The following is a 16,214-nucleotide window of genomic DNA, read 5'->3' on the forward strand; positions in this document are numbered from 1 at the left end:
ATGGAACCCCTCGTCACCGGACGCAGAGGCTTCCTGGCCGCGAGTGCCGGCGCCGCCCTGGCGCTGGGCCTCGCGGCCCCCGCGGGCGCGGCCCGGCGCACGCCCTTCGGCCGGTTCGGTTCGCCCGACGCCCGGCTCACCGAGCGCACCCTGTACGTCCACCCCGGCGGCGCCGGTGACGTGCCGAGCGTCGGCGCCGCCCTCGCCGCCGCGACCGGTCCCGGCTGGACGCTCGTCCTCGCGCCGGGCACCTACCGGGAGACCGTCACCGTCGACGCCGGCCGTACGGGGACGACCTGGATCGGCGCTTCGGAGAACCCGCGCGATGTCGTGATCGTGTACGACAACGCGGCCGGTACGCCCAAGCCCGGCGGCGGCACCCACGGCACCAGCGGCTCGGCCACCGTCACCGTGCAGGCCGACGCCTTCACGGCCCGCTGGATCACCTTCGCCAACGACTGGCTGCGCGCCGACCACCCCGGCGTCGACGGCACCCAGGCAGTGGCGCTGAAGGCGCAGGGGGACCGCGGCGCGTTCCACCACTGCCGCTTCCTCGGTCACCAGGACACCCTGTACGCCGACACCATGGCCCTCGGCACGTTCGCCCGCCAGTACTTCGCCCACTGCTACGCCGAGGGGGACGTCGACTTCGTCTTCGGGCGGGCGACGGCGGTGTTCGAGCACTGCCACTTCCGCACGCTCGAGCGGACCGATCTGCCCGCGCCGCCCTACGGCTTCGTGTTCGCCCCCTCCACGGCACGTGCCAACCCGCGCGGCTACCTGGTCGTGCGAAGCCACGTCACCAGCGCCGCCCCGGACGGCTGCTACAAACTGGCCCGCCCCTGGGTGCCCGGTTCCGACCCGAGCGCCCGCCCCATGCTCACCGTCCGCGACACCTGGCTCGGACCCGGCATCGACGCGGCCGCACCCTACGCGAACATGCGCGACACCTACCCCTGGCAGAGCATGCGCTTCTCCGAGTACCGCGACACCGGGCCCGGCGCCGTCGTCTCCGTGCCGGAGAACCGGCCGCAGCTCGACGCGGAGGCGGCCCGGCAGCACACCCGGCAGACCTACCTGGGCGACTGGAGACCGTACGCCTAGCGGTGTCACCGTCCTCGCCCGACGCCCCAAGGGCGCGGCGCAACCGTCGGCTTGACCGGATTTTTGCCTCCGAAAGAGGTATCGATCGGGCCACGGGCCTCGCGCCCGAGGGGGTGACGCGCGTAGAAACCTGTCATGCATAAGCCACTGCGTTTCGCGGCCGCCGCGGCCGCCTGTGCCGTCGCCGGTGCCGCCCTCTACGGCGCCGGCGCGGCCACCGCCGACCAGTCGACCGCCAACTCCACGCACGAGCCGTACAACATCGGCGTCCTGGTCAAGGACATCGACGCCTACTACGGCACGGCGCTCGACGGCAACGGCGTCTACCAGGCCTCGCCCACCAGCCCGTACGCCGACGACCTCGCCCGGATCGACGCGGCCGCCCGGAAGTACATCGACAAGGCCGCCCGCAAGGCGCTGAAGAAGGGCGAGAAGCCGGCCGTCGTCTTCGACATCGACGACACCCTGCTGCTCAGCCTCGACTACGAGAAGAAGACCAACTACACCTACAACGGCGCCACCTGGAACGCGTACGTGGACAAGGCCGACCGGCCGGCCGTCTTCGGCAGCCCCGAGCTGGTCCGCTACGCCGCGTCCAAGGGTGTCACGGTCTTCTACAACTCCGGCCTGAGCGAGGCCCAGCGCACCGCCGCCGTCGACAACCTGAAGAAGGTCGGCGCCGACGTGAACCTGGACGCGGGCCACATGTTCCTCAAGGACAAGGCCAACCCGCCCGCCTACCTCGGCGACTGCGCCACCCCCGGCAGCTGGAACTGCACCACCGTGCAGTACAAGGCGGGCACGCGCCGGCACATCGAGGACGACCTCGGCTACGAGGTCATCGCCAACTTCGGCGACCAGTACTCCGACCTCGAGGGCGGCTACGCCGACCGGACGTACAAGCTGCCCAACCCGACGTACTACGTGGGCTAGTCCCCGGGCACGTCAGCAGCGGGAGCGCCCCCGCCGGTCGTCACCGGCGGGGGCGCCCGTGCGGTCGCCGTCGGTGAGGACGGGGTTGCCGTGTCGGTGAGGTTTCTACGAGCCGCCGCCGTCCGGCGGGTGGGCCGCGAAGGCGCCGCCGACGGTGTACGGCCGCCCGGCCGCCGTCGCCGTGATCGTGTAACGGTCGCCCCCGGCGTCCCGGCCACCGCACCGGTGGTCGTACTGTCCCGCGAACACCCAGTCGCCGGCGCAGCGCCTGACGTACGTCGAACACGCCGGCGACGTCCGGGTTCTCGGGCAATCGAACGCGGGTGCGCCGGGAAGAGATCGGGAACGGGACCAGCGGTGTACGGGAATTCGAACACCGTATGGCGGACCGAACCTACCGCGGGAGTGCGGGCACGACATAGGGGGCAGCCCCCGAGCGGCTGCCCCCAAGTCCCCCCGTTCTGCGCCCTAGCTCTTCAGCGCGGCCTTCATCATGGCCTTGGCCACCGGCGCGGCCAGCCCGTTGCCGCTGACCTCGGAGCGCGCCGCGTCCGACTGCTCGACCATGACCGCCACCGCGACCTCCTTGTCACCGGCCTTGGCGTACGAGGTGAACCAGGCGTACGGCGTCTTGCTGTTGTTCTCGCCGTGCTGGGCCGTACCGGTCTTGCCGCCGACGGTCGCGCCGGGGATCCGGGCGTTGGTGCCCGTGCCGTCCTCGACGACCGTCTGCATCGCCGACTGGAGCTGCTCAGCGGTGCGGGAGCTGACGATCTCCTCGCTCTGCGCGTCCTCGTCGTAGTTGTGCAGCACGTCGCCGCCGCTGTCGGTGACCTGGGCCACCATGTGCGGCGAGACCAGCTTGCCGCCGTTCGCGATCGCCGCCGACACCATCGCCATCTGCAGCGGCGTCGCCGTCACGTCGAACTGGCCGATGCCGGTCAGCGCGGTCTGTGCCTTGTCCATGTCCTTGGGGTACACGCTCGGGTACGCCCGCACCGGCACGTCCTGCTGCTCGTCGTCGAAGCCGAACTTCTCGGCCATCGCCCGCACCTTGTCCTGGCCGAGGTCGACCGCCATCTTCGCGAAGACGTTGTTGCAGGAGTACTGCAGGGCGACCCGGATGGAAGCGTTCTCGCAGGGCGCCGACGGGTTCTCGTTGCTCAGGTCCCGCGTGGTGCCCGGCAGCCGGTACGGGTCCGGGCTCACCGTGCGCTGGTCCACCGAGGAGTACAGCCCGTCCTCCAGTGCGGCCGCGGCCACCACCAGCTTGAACGTGGAGCCCGGCGGCAGCGGCTGGCGCAGCCCCCGGTTGTTCAGCGGCTTGTCCGCGTCGGCGTTCAGCTCCTTCCACGCCGAGCCCGCGGTGTTGGCGTCGGTGAGCGCGGACGGGTCGTACGACGGCGCCGACACGACGGCCAGGATCCGGCCCGTCTTCGGGTCGATGGCGACGGCCCCGCCCTTCTTGCCGCCGAGCGCCTTGTACGCCGCCTTCTGCACGTCCGGGTCGATGGTCGTCAGGACGTCGCCCGGGTCGGCCCGCTTGCCGGTGACCGTGTCCATCACCGTCCGCAGCCGCGGGTCCGTGCCGTTGAGCAGCTGTGAGTAGATGCCCTCCAACTGGGTCGGGGCGTACGCCTGCGAGGCATAGCCCGTCACCGCCGCGTACAGCCTCCCGTCCGTGTACGTCCGCTTGTACGCCAGATCACCGCCCGACGTCCGCGTCGAGCCGGTCACGGAGCGTCCGGCCACGATGATGTTGCCGAGCGGCTCCGCGTACGTCTGGATCGCGTTGCGCCGGTTGTCCTTGTCGTCCGCGAGCGCCGTGCCGTCGTAGAACTGCACCCAGGTCGCCCGCACCAGCAGGGCGAGCACCAGGAGCAGCGCGAAGACCGATGCGCGCCTGATCGTCTTGTTCATCCCGATCAGAAGACGAGCGGGCGGGCGTCGATCGTTCCCTCGTGCCCGGTTTTCTCATCGTCCGCTCAGGAAGCCCGCCTCGTACGCCGCGATCACCGCCTGGGTGCGGTCCCGGGTGCCGGTCTTGGCCAGCACCGACGCCACGTGCGTCTTCACCGTCGCGGGGCCGACGCCCATGCGCCCGGCGATCTCCGCGTTGGTCAGCCCGGCCGCCATCAGGCGCAGCACCTCGCGCTCGCGGTCCGTGAGCCGCGTCACCCAGGGCGGGGGCGCTGCGGGGGCACCCGCGTGGGCGGACGCGAGCGTGCGCACGGCGGAGGGGAAGAGCAGGGTGTCGCTCCGCGCGACCAGCCGTACCGCCTGGACGAGTGTGTCGGCGTCCGCCCGCTTCAGCAGGAACCCGGCGGCTCCGGCGCGCAGGGCGTCGTACACATAGGAGTCGTTCTCGAAGGTCGTGACGACGACGATGCGGGGCCCGTCGGGGAGCGTGGCGAGGATCTGCTCGGTGGCGCGGATGCCGTCGATCTGCGGCATCCGCACGTCCATCAGCACCACGTCGGGCCGCCGGTCGCGCACGACGGCCACCGCCTCGGCGCCGGTCGCCGCCTCCCCGACCACCTCGAGGTCCGGCTCCGCGGACAGGATGGCGTGCAGCGCGGTGCGGACCATGCGCTCGTCGTCGGCGAGGACGATCCGGATCGGCTCACGGCTCATACGGGTCCCTTCGTCGGAGTCGTACGGTCACGCCCGGCACGGTCGTGCGCCGGCCCGGGCGGGCATGCGGTCGCTCCGGCGGGGTCATGCGGTGCCCCGCAGCGGCAGGTGGACGTGCAGCCGCCAGGCCTCGCCGGCCGGGCCGGCCTCGGCGCCGCCGCCCAGCAGCCGGGCCCGGTCGGCGATGCCGCGCAGGCCGTGGCCGCCTCCGGGCCGGGCGGCCGGGGCGCGGCGGGTGCCGAGGGAGTTGGTCAAGGTGATCTCCAGATGCGCGCCGGCGGCCACGATCCGCACGTCCACCGCGTTCCCGGCATCGCCGTGCTTCAGCGCGTTGCTCAGCCCCTCCTGCACGATCCGGTACGCCTCCCGGGAGACCAGGTCGGGCAGCGCGGCCGGATCCACGCCGACCTCGGCCCGCACCCGCAGCCCACCGGCGCGGGTGCGGCGCAGCAGGGCGCCGAGGTCGGCGGCGAGGGTGGGCGCGGGCGCCGTACCGGGGGCGTCACCGGCGCGCAGCACGCCGAGGACGGCGTCGAGTTCACCGACGGTGCGCCGGGTGGTGTCCTCGATCGCGGCGAGCGCCTCGCGGACGAACTCCGGGTCGCTGTCCAGCACCCGGCGGGCCGCGCTCGCCTGCAGGGTGACCGCGCTGAGGGCGTGCCCGACGGAGTCGTGCAGTTCGCGGGCGAGCCGGTTGCGCACGGCGAGGTCGGCGGCGCGCGCCTGGGCGGCCGCGAGCCGGTCCTCCGGGGTCGGCCCGAGCAGCGCGGGCGCCCACCGGGCCAGCAGCGCCCCGCAGCCGGCCGCGCACCCGGCGAGCGCCACCAGCATGGCCAGACCGGCGAGCGGGGCGAGCGCCAGGCCCCAGCCGTGGACGAGGGCTTCGGGAAGCCCCAGCCCGCTTCCGCGCAGCCCCGCGAACAGCGGCAGCACCATCAGGACGACCGCGAACGGCGGCACGGCCAGCGACATCCCGGACAGGATGCCGCCGAGCCCGAGATGCAGCGTGAACCAGGCCGCCGACCGGCCGCGCGCGGCGCGGCCCCGGGCCGGCGTGGGGGAGAGCGCGTCGGGGTCGATACCGCACAGGGCGCGCGCCGCGCCCGCCTCGAGCGGCCGGGTCATCGGGAACACGGCGGCGGTGAGCGCGGCCAGCGGCAACCCCACGGCGAACGACAGCAGTTGCAGCGGCAGATCGCCGAAGACGTACCGGGAGTCCATGGCCGGCCCGACGATCACCTCACCGACGAAGACGTACGGCATGGCGAGCGCACCACCGAGGATCAGATGAATCCAACGGCGCCGCGCCCGCCGCCCGAACAGCAGCCGGGCCCCGGATGTCACGCGCCGGGCTCCGCGGCCGCCGCCGGTCCGGCGAGAGCCGTCGCTCGCCCGGCGCCCGGCGTAGCCCCTCCGCCGAGCAGCGCGGACCGCTCCGCGAGGAACCACACGCCGACGGCGGCGACCAGCAGTCCGATGATCATGTGGCCAGCGTAGGTGAGGTTCATCAGCGCCGTGGGCCGGTCGGCCGCCTTCTCCACACCGGTCAGCGAGGCCAGCGCGAGCCAGCCGCCCCAGCAGGCCGTCGCGCCGGAGCCGAGCCAGGCCGCCGCGAGCGGCACCACGACGGGCAGCCGGCGGCCCCGGCGCAACGCCAGCAGCAGGCCGCCGACGACGGCCGACGCGAGGAAGACGACGTACAGGGCCTCCATGACGTGGAAGCCGCTGTCCCGGCCGGCGGCGCGGCCCGTGCTGAGGCCCGCCGTGCTGCCGCACAGCCACAGCAGGTGCGGTGCGACGACGGCGGGCGCGAGCACCGCGGCGGCACCCGCGGCCACCCGCTGGGCCCACCCCCGCGCCCCGGACGTCAGGTCGCCCACCCGGCCCCGCCACAGGCCGCCCCAGCGGTCGCGGGCGTACCGCACGAACAGCGTCCCCAGGCACAGGCCCTGCACGATGAAACCGGTGTACACCACGGCGAACACCCAGGCGTCCAGGAAGGGTTCGCCGCCACCGGCCGTGTGCGTGCGCCCGCCCACCGCCGTGACCAGCAGCTGGAGCGGGAACCCGGCCATGATCGGCGCGAGCAGACCGGTGGCCACCCACGCGGGGAGGGCCAGCGGCCAGGCCGGCACCCGCACCCCCCACGGCCGGGTCAGCAGCAGCGCCAGCACGATCACCGCGCCGTCCATGAGCACGGTGACCGCGTTGGCCACGACCATGGTCGTGCGGTGGTCCAGCAGCGGACTGCCGTCGGGAATCCCGAGGCGGCTCCCGGCGATCCAGGCGGCCTTGAGCGCGAGATACGGCACGCAGGCCGCGATCGTGACGGCCCGCAGGACGCGGCGCGGGCGGTCCGGGGCGCCGGACGTGAGGGCGAGTGACTGACTCATGCGCCCAGGCTCGCGCGCCCGGCCCGTCCCCGGCCTCCTGCGCGGTGACGATCCGCCTCCGCCGCGCGGGGGAGACCGCCTCAGACCGGCAGCCGGAGCACGACCTCCTCGATCTCCTCGCCGCGCGCCTGCGCGAACCCCGTGGCCCGGGCCGTCTCCTGGAAACCGCACTTGCCGAGCACCCGCAGCGAGCCCGCGTTGTCCGCCGCCGCCCGCGCGTACAGCGGGCGTTCGGGCACCTCGCCGACCAGGGCCCGCAGCGCGGCCGTGGCCACCCCGCGTCCCCAGTACGCCCGGTCCACCCAGTACGTCACCTCGCGCTCACCCGGCTCCCCGTACACGGCCGCCGAGCCGACCACGTCACCGTCGGCGAGGATCGTGCGCAGCACGACGGGGGACGCTCTCATCCGCCGCCAGTGCGCGTCGAAGGCGTCCCGGTCGGCCGGGTCCTTCGGCGTGAAGGCGGCCATGCGCAGCGCCTCCGGGTCGTTCATCTGCCGGAAGAACACCGGCAGATCACTGTCGTGGACCTCACGGAGTACGACATCCATGCCCCAGAGCCTACGGGCCGCCCCGGAGGAATGCCCACGTCTCAGAGCCGGCGGGTGGCCAGGGTCAGCCGGTCGCGGGCGTCGAACAGGGCGTCCTTCACCAGCTGTTCATGGGCGGGCGTGAGGCGTGCGACCGGAACCGAGCAGCTGATGGCGTCCCGGGCCGGGGTGCGGTAGGGGATCGACACACCGAAGCAGCGCAGCCCCAGCGTGTTCTCCTCGCGGTCCACGGCGAAGCCCTGTTCGCGCACCTGGTGCAGCTCCTCGATGAGCTTCTCCCGGTCCGTGATGGTGTTCTCGGTCAGCGCCGGCAGCGTCTCCGGAAGCATCTTGCGCACCTGCTCGTCGCTGTACGTCGCGAGGATCGCCTTGCCCAGCGACGTGGAGTGGGCGGGCAGCCGGCGGCCGACCCTGGTGAAGGGCCGCAGGTAGTGCTGCGACTGCCGGGTGGCGAGGTAGACGACGTTGGTGCCGTCCAGCCGGGCCAGGTGGATGGTCTCGGTGGTGTCGTCGGAGAGCCGGTCCAGCGTCGGCCGGGCCGCCGCGACCACCTCGTCGCCGTCGATGTAGGAGGTGCCGACCAGCAGCGCCCGCACCCCGATGCCGTACCGCGTGCCCGTGGCGTCGGTCTCCACCCACCCCAGGTCCACGAGGGTGCGCAGCAGCATGTAGAGGCTGGACTTGGGATATCCGACCGCTTCCTGCACCGACGCCAGGGAGTGCATGCCGGGGCGCGCCGCGAAGTACTCCAGCAGCTCCACCGTCCGTACCGCCGATTTGACCTGCGCCCCGCCGCCCGTCTCGCCTGCCGACATCGCCCTTGACCCCTTCGTTGGACGGGAAATAGTCTCCGAGCTGTTCATCATCAGAGACAGTGTTCAGTATATCGAACGCCCCTGGTGGGGCGGCGACGTACTGGGAGGGACCCACGGTGGCAGCAGCACCAGTCTGGAGTGTCGACCCCCGAACCGGGAAGCAGCGGGAACAGGTTGCGGTGGAGGCCACAGCCCAGGAGGTGGACGCCACCGTCCGCGCCGCGCACGCCGCCCGCGACTCGCTCGCCGACCGCACCGTCCGCGCCGCCTTCCTGCGTACCGCCGCCGACCGGCTGCACGCGGCGAAGGACCACCTCGTCGAGGTCGCCGACGCGGAGACCGCGCTCGGCCCGGTCCGGCTCACCGGCGAACTCGCCCGCACCTGCTACCAGCTGCGCGCCTTCGCGGACATCGTCGATGAGGGCGCCTTCCTCGACGTCGTCATCAACCACCCCGACGACACCGCGACCCCGCCGGTCCCGGACCTGCGCCGCTACAAGATCCCGCTCGGCGTCGTCGCCGTCTACTCCGCGTCCAACTTCCCCTTCGCCTTCTCCGTGCCCGGCGGTGACACCGCGAGCGCGCTCGCCGCGGGCTGCCCGGTCGTCGTCAAGTCCCATCCCGACCACCCGGCGCTGTCCGAGCTGGTCGCGAAGGTGCTGCGCAACGCCGCCGCGGAGCACGGCATCCCGGCGGGAGTCCTGGGTCTCGTCCACGGCTTCGAGGCGGGCGTCGAGCTGATCAAGCACCCGCTGGTCTGTGCCGCGGGCTTCACCGGGTCGGTGCGCGGCGGCCGGGCGCTGTTCGACGCGGCCGCGGCCCGTGAGGTGCCGATCCCGTTCCACGGCGAGCTGGGCTCGCTGAACCCGGTCGTGGTGACCGAGGCCGCGGCCGCCGAGCGCGCGGAGGCGATCGGTAGCGGGCTCGCCGGGTCGATGACGCTCGGGGTCGGCCAGTTCTGCGTCAAGCCGGGTCTGGTGCTGGTGCCGGCCGGCGGCGCGGGCGACCAGCTGGTGAAGTCGCTGACCGACGCCGTCAGCGACACCGACGCCGGTGTCCTGCTCGACCACCGGATGCGGGACAACTTCGTCGCCGGGGTGGCCGAGCGCGCCGGGCTCCCGGGTGTGGAGACGCCGGTGACGCCGGGCGCGGGCGGCGAGCACACGGTCAGCGCGGGCTTCCTCACCGTCCCGGCGAGCAAGCTGACCGAGGAGGGGGCGTACGACCTGCTGCTCGAGGAGTGCTTCGGCCCGGTCACCGTCGTCGCCCGCTACGAGGACGACGCGGAGGTCAAGGGCGTGCTGTCCCGGCTGCCGGGCAACCTCACCGCGACCGTACAGCTGTCGTCGGAGGAGGCCGCGGGCGAGGGCCGCGGGGCGGAGATCCTGCGGGAGCTGACCCCCCTCGCCGGACGCGTGCTGGTCAACGGCTGGCCGACAGGCGTCGCGGTGGCGCCCGCCCAGCATCACGGGGGGCCGTACCCGGCGACGACGTCCACGTCCACGTCGGTCGGCGGGACCGCCATCGAGCGGTGGCTGCGGCCGGTGGTGTACCAGGGGGCGCCCGAGGCGCTGCTGCCGCCGGAGCTGCGGGACGACAACCCGCTGGGGCTGCCGCGGCGGTTCAACGGGCGGTTGGAGCGGTAGGGCTTCGCCGGGCGGGTGGGGGTTCGCCGGGGCGGGTCCGGGTTCGCCGTGGGGGTGCGGGTGCGGTGCGGGCTGCGGGGTGTGGTGGGTTGCTCGCGCAGTTCCCCGCGCCCCTGAGGGTGTTGTCGTGGGCCTGGCGCCCGATGCATTCCGCACCCCTGAGGGCGGTGCTTGGGCCTGCGCCCGAAGGGGCCGTATCCCGCGCCCCTTGGGGCGGTGCGTGGGCCTGCGTCCGAAGGGGCCGTGTCCGGCCGTGTCCCGTCCTCCTCAGGGGCGCTGCCGCAGGCGCGTGCTGGCTGATCCGGTCAGGGCGAAGAGGGATGCCCCGATGACCAGGCTCCAGCGCATGCCCGCCTCGAAGCCGTCGGAGACCAGCGTGCCGAACAGTGCGATCCCCAGGCCCCCCGCCACCTGCCGGGCCGAGTTGAGGACGCCCGCCGCCAGACCCGCGCGCTCCGCCGGGACCGCGTCCATCATCACCGCCGTCAGCGGGGGGATCGTCAGGGCACAGCCCAGGGCCATGGGGACCAGCAGCAGCGCCGCCACCGCCGGGGCAGTGCGGGCGTCCACGGTGAGCAGGGCCAGCAGGCCCAGCGCGGCCAGGCTCTGGCCGAGCAGCATCGGCACCCGGGGGCCGTAGCGGGCGGCCAGTTTGCCCGAGGCGATGTTCGTCACCGCGATCAGGGCCGACATCGGCAGGAACAGCAGCCCCGAGTAGAGCGCCGAGTGGCCCTGGACCCGCTGGAAGAAGAGGGCGAAGACGAACAGCACGCCGTAGAAGGACACACTGCACGCCGACCCCGCGGCCACCGCGATCGTCACGGCCCGGTCCCGGAACAGGCCGAGCGGTACGACCGGATGGGTGCTGCGCGCCTCCACGCGCAGGAAGACCACGGCGGCCACGACCGCCACCGCGAGCGCCGCGAGGCCGACCCGGCCCCCCTCGATCACCGCGAACGTCAGCGCGGTCAGGGCCACGACCGCCGTCAGCTGGCCCGGTACGTCCAGCGGGGCCGGGCGGCGTTCGGAGCGGGGCGCGCGCAGCAGCAGGGCGAGGGCCGCCGCGCCCAGCGGCAGGTTGATGAAGAAGATCCCCCGCCAGTCCCACGCGGTGGTCAGCGCGCCGCCCGCCACCGGGCCCAGCGCCACGGCCACGGAACCGCCCGCCGCCCACAGCGACACCGCCCGCGCCCGCCGGCCGGGCTCGGGATAGGCCTGCCGCACCAGCGCCAGCGAGGCCGGCAGCACCACGGCCGCCGCCACGCCCTGCGCCACCCGGGCGCCGATCAGCGCAGGCAGGCCAGGGGCCAGGCCGCAGGCCGCCGAGGCCAGGGTGAACACCGCGGTGCCGAGAGCGAAGGCGCGGCTCGCCCCCGCCCGGTCCGCGAAGGCGCCGGTGGACAGCATCAGCGCCGCGAAGGCCAGGGTGTAGGCGTCCACGACCCACTGCAGGCCGGACAGTCCGCCCCCGAGGTCCCCGCCGATCGCGGGCAGGGCCACGTTCACCACGGACGCGTCGAGGGTGATCAGCGCGAAACCGAGAAGGGCGGCGGTGAGGGTGAGCACGGGGGAGGACGGGCGGTCGTCCCTCAACTCCCGGTCGTGTACGAGGAGTTCTTCGCCCTGTGGGGCGTGCTGCGTCGTCATGCCGTCGATCATGCGGTTCCGGGCCGTCGTACAGTAGTGGCCTGAATGCCATACCTCCGGAGGTTCTGGCCATGCCTGTCGTGCCGCACCGCATCGCCGTCGTCGCGCCCTGGCGGGTGTCCATGTTCAACCTCGCCATCCCCGAGCTGCTGTTCGAGAAGGCGCGGGTGGACGGCGTCCCCGGGTACGAGGTGACCGTCTGCACGCCGCAGCCCGGGCCGATCGTCACCACCGGCGGCCTCGACCTGCACGTGGGAACCGGTCTGGAGGCGGTCCGGGGTGCCGACACCGTGCTGATCGCCGGTACCGGTGAGCGCTACGCGCCCGATCCGCTGACCGTCGCCGCCGTCACCGAGGCCCACGCCGCCGGCAAGCGGATCGCCTCCATCTGCAGCGGCGCCTTCGTGCTCGCCGAGGCGGGACTATTGGCCGGCCGCAGCGCCACCACGTACTGGGAACTCGCCGCCGAACTACGCGTGCGCTATCCCTCGGTCGACCTCAAGGGCGACGTCCTCTATGTACAGGACGGCCGCATCCTCACCTCCTCCGGCTACGCCGCCGGCATCGACATGTGCCTGCACATGATCCGCACCGACTACGGCGCCGCCGTCGCCAACGAGGTCGGCCGGCAGGCCCTGGTCGCGCCGGTACGGCCGGGCGGGCAGACCCAGTTCACCCAGACCCCGCTGCCGCCCGAGCGCGGCACCGCCTGTGCCGACACCCGCGGCTGGGCCATGCGCAACCTCGACAAGCCGCTCACCCTCACGGACCTGGCCCGGCACGCGGGCGTCTCGGTGCGGACCCTGACGCGGCGCTTCCATGCCGAGAGCGGGGTCAGCCCGTTGCAGTGGCTGCTGCACCAGCGCATCGAGCGGGCGAAGGAGCTGCTGGAGACCACCGCCCTTCCGATGGACCAGGTGGCCCGCGCCTGCGGTCTGGGCACGGCGGACTCGCTGCGCGCCCACCTGGTCCGGCGCACGGGACTGACCCCCAGCGCGTACCGCGCCCAGTTCAGCCGCCTGGGCGCCGACGGCACCCGGGCCGCCTCCGCGGTCGCATGATGATCCGCCCAGGTAACGAACGCTCGGGGAATGAACCCCGCTGCTTGAACGTTCACACATCAAAGGCGGAGGGACACTCCGCACCCCGCACGACCTGGAGTGAGTGAGCCGTGACCCTGCGCGTCGAGATCTGGAGCGACATCGCCTGCCCCTGGTGCTACGTGGGCAAGGCCCGCTTCGAGAAGGCGCTCGCTGCCTTCCCGCACCGCGACGAGGTGGAGGTCGTGCACCGCTCCTTCGAGCTGGACCCCGGCCGGGCCAAGGACGACATCCAGCCCGTGCTCACCATGCTCACCAAGAAGTACGGCATGAGCGAGGCGCAGGCGCAGGCCGGCGAGGACAACCTCGGCGCCCAGGCCGCCGCCGAGGGCCTGGACTACCGCACTCGCGGCCGCGACCACGGCAGCACCTTCGACATGCACCGCCTGCTGCACTTCGCCAAGGAGCAGGGCAGGCAGGACCAGCTGCTGGACGCGCTGTACAAGGCCAACTTCGCCGAGGAACGGTCCGTCTTCGACGACGACGGGCGACTCGTGGACCTGGCCGTCGCCGCCGGGCTCGACGCGGACGCCGCCCGCGCGGTGCTCGCCGACCCGGACGCCTACGCCGACGCCGTCCGTGAGGACGAACGCGAGGCCGCCCAGCTCGGCGCGCGCGGTGTGCCGTTCTTCGTGCTCGACCGCACCTACGGCGTCTCCGGCGCCCAGCCCGCCGAGGTCTTCACGCAGGCGCTCACCCAGGCGTGGGGAGACCGCTCCCCGCTGACCCTCCTCGACGACGGCGGCGCCCAGGCGTGCGGTCCGGACGGATGTGCGGTGCCGCAGCACGGCTGAGCGGTAGAAAGCCGCAGGTCAGCTGCCACACATAAGCAGTCCTTGGCGGTACCGCGCAAAAAATCGCAATGGACGGGGAGTACGCGGAGCCGCACAGTGGTCCCATGGAGACCTTCGAGAGCGTCGTCCGCGCCGAGTTCGCCACGAGGAACACCTATCTGAACACCGCGAGCAACGGTCTGCTCCCGGCCCGCACCGTGACCGCCCTGCATCGGGCGATACGGCTGCGCGCCGAGGGCAGGCCGCTCGGTTCCCTGTACGAGGACGTGGAGGCCGTCCGCGCCTCCTTCGCCCGGCTGACCGGTGTCCCGGTGGAGCGGGTGGCGACCGGCGCGTCGGTCGCCGAGTACGGCGCGCTGATCGCCGCCTCGCTGCCCGCCGGAGCCGAAGTCCTCACCGCCGAGGCCGACTTCTCCTCCCTGGTGAACCCCTTCCACGTGCGCGCCGACCTCACCGTGCGCGCCGTACCGCTGGAGAAGCTCGCCGCCTCCGTGCGTCCCGGCACCGCGCTGGTCGCGGTCAGCGTCACGCAGTCCGCCGACGGCCGCCTCGCCGACCTGACCGCGGTGCGGGAGGCGGCCCGCGCACACGGGGCCCGCGTCTACCTCGACGCCTCCCAGTCGGCCGGCTGGCTGCCCGTCGACCCGGACGCCTACGACTTCCTCGCCGCCGTCGGCTTCAAGTGGCTCATGGGCCCGCACGGTGCCGCGTTCTTCGTCGCCCCGGACGCCACGCGGGACTTCGGCGGACTCACCCCGCTGCTCGCCGGCTGGTCCGCGGGCGAGCGTCCCTGGGACAGCTGCTACGGGCCGGTCACCGAACTCGCCCAGGCCGTCCGGCGGTTCGACGTCAGCCCCGCCCTCTTCAGCTACGCCGGGCTGCGCGCCTCGCTCGAACTGATCGAGGAGCTGGGCGTGGACGCCGTCCACGCACACGATGTGGCGCTCGCCGACCGCTTCCGCAAGGGGCTCGGCTCGCTCGGCCACGAGCCGATCGCGGCGCCGGGCTCCGCGATCGTGTCCGTGCCCGGACTGGGCCGCCGCCAGGGCGAGTTGAGCGACGCGGGCATCGAGGTGTCCGACCGCGCCGGCAACCTGCGCGCCGCCTTCCACCTCTACAACACGCTCGCGGACGTCGACCGTCTGCTGGACGTACTGGCCGGCTGAACGCGCCTGCCCCGGCCCGGCACACGACCGGGCCGGGACCCCCCGTCCCACACGAGGAGGTCCCGGCCCGGTGGTCGGTGTCCGGTCAGCTCACCGGACGGGAGTGAAGTCCCGCGCGCCGATGAACTCGGGGCGTCGGATGGGCGCCGCGAACGGCTCCACCGCCGTGTTCTCCACGCTGTTGAACACGATGAAGACGTTGCTGCGCGGGTACGGCGTGATGTTGTCGCCGGAGCCGTGCATGGCGTTGCAGTCGAACCAGGTCGCCGAGCCCGGCTTGCCGGTGAACAGCCGGATGCCGTACTCGCTCGCGAGCTGGGTGAGCGCCTCGTCGGACGGCGTGCCCGCGTCCTGCATCTGCAGCGACTTCTTGTAGTTGTCCTTCGGCGTCTCGCCCGCGCAGCCGAGGAACGTCTTGTGCGACCCCGGCATGATCATCAGACCGCCGTTGGTGTCGAAGTTCTCGGTCAGCGCGATCGACACGGACACCGTCCGCATCCGCGGCAGACCGTCCTCCGCGTGCCAGGTCTCGAAGTCGGAGTGCCAGTAGAAGCCGCTGGCGCCGAAGCCCGGCTTGACGTTGATCCGGGACTGGTGGACGTACACGTCCGAGCCGAGGATCTGCCGGGCGCGGCCGACCACCCGCTCGTCGCGCACCAGCTTCGCGAAGACCTCGCTGATGCGGTGCACCTCGAAGACGGAGCGGATCTCCTTGGACTGCGGCTCCACGATGGACCGCTCGTCCTCGCGGATCGCCGGGTCGCTGACCAGCCGGTCGAGCTCGCGCTTGTACTCGGCGACCTCGTCGGGGCGGATGAGCTGGTCGACGGCGATGAAGCCGTCACGCTCGAAGGCGCCGAGGTCGGCCGGCTGGAACGGGCCCGGGGCGTCGGGGGCGCCCCAGACGACCGGGTCCTGCCGGGGCACCGTCACCTCGGTGGTGCCGCGGGTGGGGTACAGGTCCGTGACGGTGGTCGGGGTCGTGGTGGCCGTCATGCGGTTCACACCTCCTCGGGTTCGGTGAGCAGCGGGTAGACGCCGTTCTCGTCGTGGTCCTCCCGGCCGGTGACGGGCGGGTTGAACACGCAGATGCAGTGGAAGTCCTCCTTGACCTTGAGCGTGTGCCGCTCGTGGCCGTCCAGGAGGTACATGGTGCCCGGGGTGATCGTGTGGGTCTTCCCGGTCTCGTGGTCGGTCAGCTCCGCCTCGCCCCGCGTGCAGACCACGGCCTCGATGTGGTTGGCGTACCACATCGACGTCTCGGTCCCGGCGTACAGGATCGTCTCGTGCAGCGAGAAGCCGACGCGCTCCTTGGCGAGCACGATGCGTTTGCTCTCCCAGGTGCCTGACGCGGCCTTCACATGGCGGTCGGTGCCTTCGATCTCCTTGAACGAACGGACGATCACGGTGGTGCGATGCCTCCTAGGTCGG

16 protein-coding genes are annotated in these 16,214 nt (G+C 73.0%); 6 read left to right on the forward strand and 10 right to left on the reverse strand.

Going from position 1 to position 16,214, the window contains the following annotated elements:
• Both ACZ67Q_RS11975 and ACZ67Q_RS11980 read left to right on the forward strand, forming a co-directional pair.
• Positions 1-1,104, forward strand: coding sequence for a pectinesterase family protein (locus tag ACZ67Q_RS11975; protein ID WP_471179862.1), 1,104 nt, complete (start codon positions 1-3; stop codon positions 1,102-1,104).
• Positions 1,105-1,239: 135 nt separating this feature from the next.
• Complete coding sequence (locus tag ACZ67Q_RS11980) at positions 1,240-2,037, forward strand: HAD family acid phosphatase (RefSeq protein WP_471179865.1); 798 nt, start codon at positions 1,240-1,242, stop codon at positions 2,035-2,037.
• A 105-nt stretch (positions 2,038-2,142) separates the two neighbouring features.
• Here ACZ67Q_RS11980 and ACZ67Q_RS11985 read toward each other — a convergent pair whose 3' ends face one another.
• The 7 genes from ACZ67Q_RS11985 to ACZ67Q_RS12015 all read right to left on the reverse strand — a co-directional run bounded on the left by ACZ67Q_RS11985 (position 2,143) and on the right by ACZ67Q_RS12015 (position 8,430).
• A complete protein-coding gene (locus tag ACZ67Q_RS11985) occupies positions 2,143-2,286 on the reverse strand; it encodes a hypothetical protein (RefSeq protein ID WP_471179868.1) in 144 nt (47 codons plus the stop codon).
• Between the two features lie 219 nt (positions 2,287-2,505).
• Positions 2,506-3,957 carry a peptidoglycan D,D-transpeptidase FtsI family protein gene (locus ACZ67Q_RS11990; protein ID WP_471179871.1) on the reverse strand — a complete coding sequence of 484 codons (1,452 nt, stop codon included), beginning with the start codon at positions 3,955-3,957 and terminating at the stop codon, positions 2,506-2,508.
• A 54-nt stretch (positions 3,958-4,011) separates the two neighbouring features.
• Positions 4,012-4,671 carry a response regulator transcription factor gene (locus tag ACZ67Q_RS11995; RefSeq protein ID WP_471179874.1) on the reverse strand — a complete coding sequence of 220 codons (660 nt, stop codon included), beginning with the start codon at positions 4,669-4,671 and terminating at the stop codon, positions 4,012-4,014.
• 84 nt (positions 4,672-4,755) lie between these two features.
• Positions 4,756-6,015, reverse strand: coding sequence for a sensor histidine kinase (locus ACZ67Q_RS12000; protein WP_471179876.1), 1,260 nt, complete (start codon positions 6,013-6,015; stop codon positions 4,756-4,758).
• Positions 6,012-7,064, reverse strand: a complete 1,053-nt coding sequence (locus tag ACZ67Q_RS12005; RefSeq protein WP_471179879.1) for a hypothetical protein — start codon at positions 7,062-7,064, stop codon at positions 6,012-6,014. The genes ACZ67Q_RS12000 and ACZ67Q_RS12005 overlap by 4 nt, the downstream gene beginning before the upstream one ends.
• A gap of 80 nt (positions 7,065-7,144) precedes the next feature.
• Positions 7,145-7,615: a GNAT family N-acetyltransferase gene (locus tag ACZ67Q_RS12010; RefSeq protein WP_471179881.1), complete on the reverse strand. Its 471-nt coding sequence runs from the start codon at positions 7,613-7,615 to the stop codon at positions 7,145-7,147.
• Positions 7,616-7,656: 41 nt separating this feature from the next.
• Positions 7,657-8,430 carry an IclR family transcriptional regulator gene (locus tag ACZ67Q_RS12015; RefSeq protein WP_361636390.1) on the reverse strand — a complete coding sequence of 258 codons (774 nt, stop codon included), beginning with the start codon at positions 8,428-8,430 and terminating at the stop codon, positions 7,657-7,659.
• Positions 8,431-8,546: 116 nt separating this feature from the next.
• On the opposite strand from ACZ67Q_RS12015, the gene ACZ67Q_RS12020 reads away from it, so the two are divergent.
• Positions 8,547-10,076, forward strand: a complete 1,530-nt coding sequence (locus ACZ67Q_RS12020; RefSeq protein WP_471179883.1) for an aldehyde dehydrogenase (NADP(+)) — start codon at positions 8,547-8,549, stop codon at positions 10,074-10,076.
• Positions 10,077-10,343: 267 nt separating this feature from the next.
• On the opposite strand, the gene ACZ67Q_RS12025 is transcribed toward ACZ67Q_RS12020, so the two are convergent.
• The gene (locus ACZ67Q_RS12025; protein ID WP_471179885.1) at positions 10,344-11,723 is read right to left on the reverse strand and encodes an MFS transporter; all 1,380 of its coding nucleotides are present in this window, start codon (positions 11,721-11,723) and stop codon (positions 10,344-10,346) included.
• Between the two features lie 71 nt (positions 11,724-11,794).
• Here ACZ67Q_RS12025 and ACZ67Q_RS12030 point away from each other — a divergent pair, with 71 nt between their 5' ends.
• From ACZ67Q_RS12030 to ACZ67Q_RS12040, 3 genes are all read left to right on the forward strand, one after another.
• On the forward strand, positions 11,795-12,784 hold the full coding sequence (locus ACZ67Q_RS12030) for a GlxA family transcriptional regulator (protein WP_471179888.1): 990 nt from the start codon (positions 11,795-11,797) through the stop codon (positions 12,782-12,784).
• A gap of 116 nt (positions 12,785-12,900) precedes the next feature.
• The gene (locus tag ACZ67Q_RS12035; protein ID WP_471180114.1) at positions 12,901-13,617 is read left to right on the forward strand and encodes a DsbA family oxidoreductase; all 717 of its coding nucleotides are present in this window, start codon (positions 12,901-12,903) and stop codon (positions 13,615-13,617) included.
• Between the two features lie 104 nt (positions 13,618-13,721).
• A complete protein-coding gene (locus ACZ67Q_RS12040; RefSeq protein WP_471179890.1) occupies positions 13,722-14,783 on the forward strand; it encodes an aminotransferase class V-fold PLP-dependent enzyme in 1,062 nt (353 codons plus the stop codon).
• Positions 14,784-14,873: 90 nt separating this feature from the next.
• Here the strand turns inward: ACZ67Q_RS12040 and thpD are convergent, their stop codons facing one another.
• Together thpD and ACZ67Q_RS12050 are read right to left on the reverse strand one after the other, a co-directional pair.
• Positions 14,874-15,779: an ectoine hydroxylase gene (gene thpD / locus ACZ67Q_RS12045; protein ID WP_471179892.1), complete on the reverse strand. Its 906-nt coding sequence runs from the start codon at positions 15,777-15,779 to the stop codon at positions 14,874-14,876.
• Positions 15,780-15,784: 5 nt separating this feature from the next.
• Positions 15,785-16,189 carry an ectoine synthase gene (locus ACZ67Q_RS12050; protein WP_361636407.1) on the reverse strand — a complete coding sequence of 135 codons (405 nt, stop codon included), beginning with the start codon at positions 16,187-16,189 and terminating at the stop codon, positions 15,785-15,787.
• Positions 16,190-16,214: the final 25 nt, after the last annotated feature.

Source organism: Streptomyces sp. NPDC036813 (assembly GCF_055609245.1).

Bases quoted from the DNA above. Each gene is read 5' to 3' on its own strand.
- ACZ67Q_RS11975 (WP_471179862.1), top strand. From the start codon at position 1: ATGGAACCCCTCGTCACCGGACGCAGAGGCTTCCTGGCCGCGAGTGCC.
- ACZ67Q_RS11980 (WP_471179865.1), top strand. From the start codon at position 1,240: ATGCATAAGCCACTGCGTTTCGCGGCCGCCGCGGCCGCCTGTGCCGTC.
- ACZ67Q_RS11990 (WP_471179871.1), bottom strand. From the start codon at position 3,957: ATGAACAAGACGATCAGGCGCGCATCGGTCTTCGCGCTGCTCCTGGTG.
- ACZ67Q_RS11995 (WP_471179874.1), bottom strand. From the start codon at position 4,671: ATGAGCCGTGAGCCGATCCGGATCGTCCTCGCCGACGACGAGCGCATG.
- ACZ67Q_RS12005 (WP_471179879.1), bottom strand. From the start codon at position 7,064: ATGAGTCAGTCACTCGCCCTCACGTCCGGCGCCCCGGACCGCCCGCGC.
- ACZ67Q_RS12010 (WP_471179881.1), bottom strand. From the start codon at position 7,615: ATGGATGTCGTACTCCGTGAGGTCCACGACAGTGATCTGCCGGTGTTC.
- ACZ67Q_RS12015 (WP_361636390.1), bottom strand. From the start codon at position 8,430: ATGTCGGCAGGCGAGACGGGCGGCGGGGCGCAGGTCAAATCGGCGGTA.
- ACZ67Q_RS12025 (WP_471179885.1), bottom strand. From the start codon at position 11,723: ATGACGACGCAGCACGCCCCACAGGGCGAAGAACTCCTCGTACACGAC.
- ACZ67Q_RS12030 (WP_471179888.1), top strand. From the start codon at position 11,795: ATGCCTGTCGTGCCGCACCGCATCGCCGTCGTCGCGCCCTGGCGGGTG.
- ACZ67Q_RS12040 (WP_471179890.1), top strand. From the start codon at position 13,722: ATGGAGACCTTCGAGAGCGTCGTCCGCGCCGAGTTCGCCACGAGGAAC.
- thpD (WP_471179892.1), bottom strand. From the start codon at position 15,779: ATGACGGCCACCACGACCCCGACCACCGTCACGGACCTGTACCCCACC.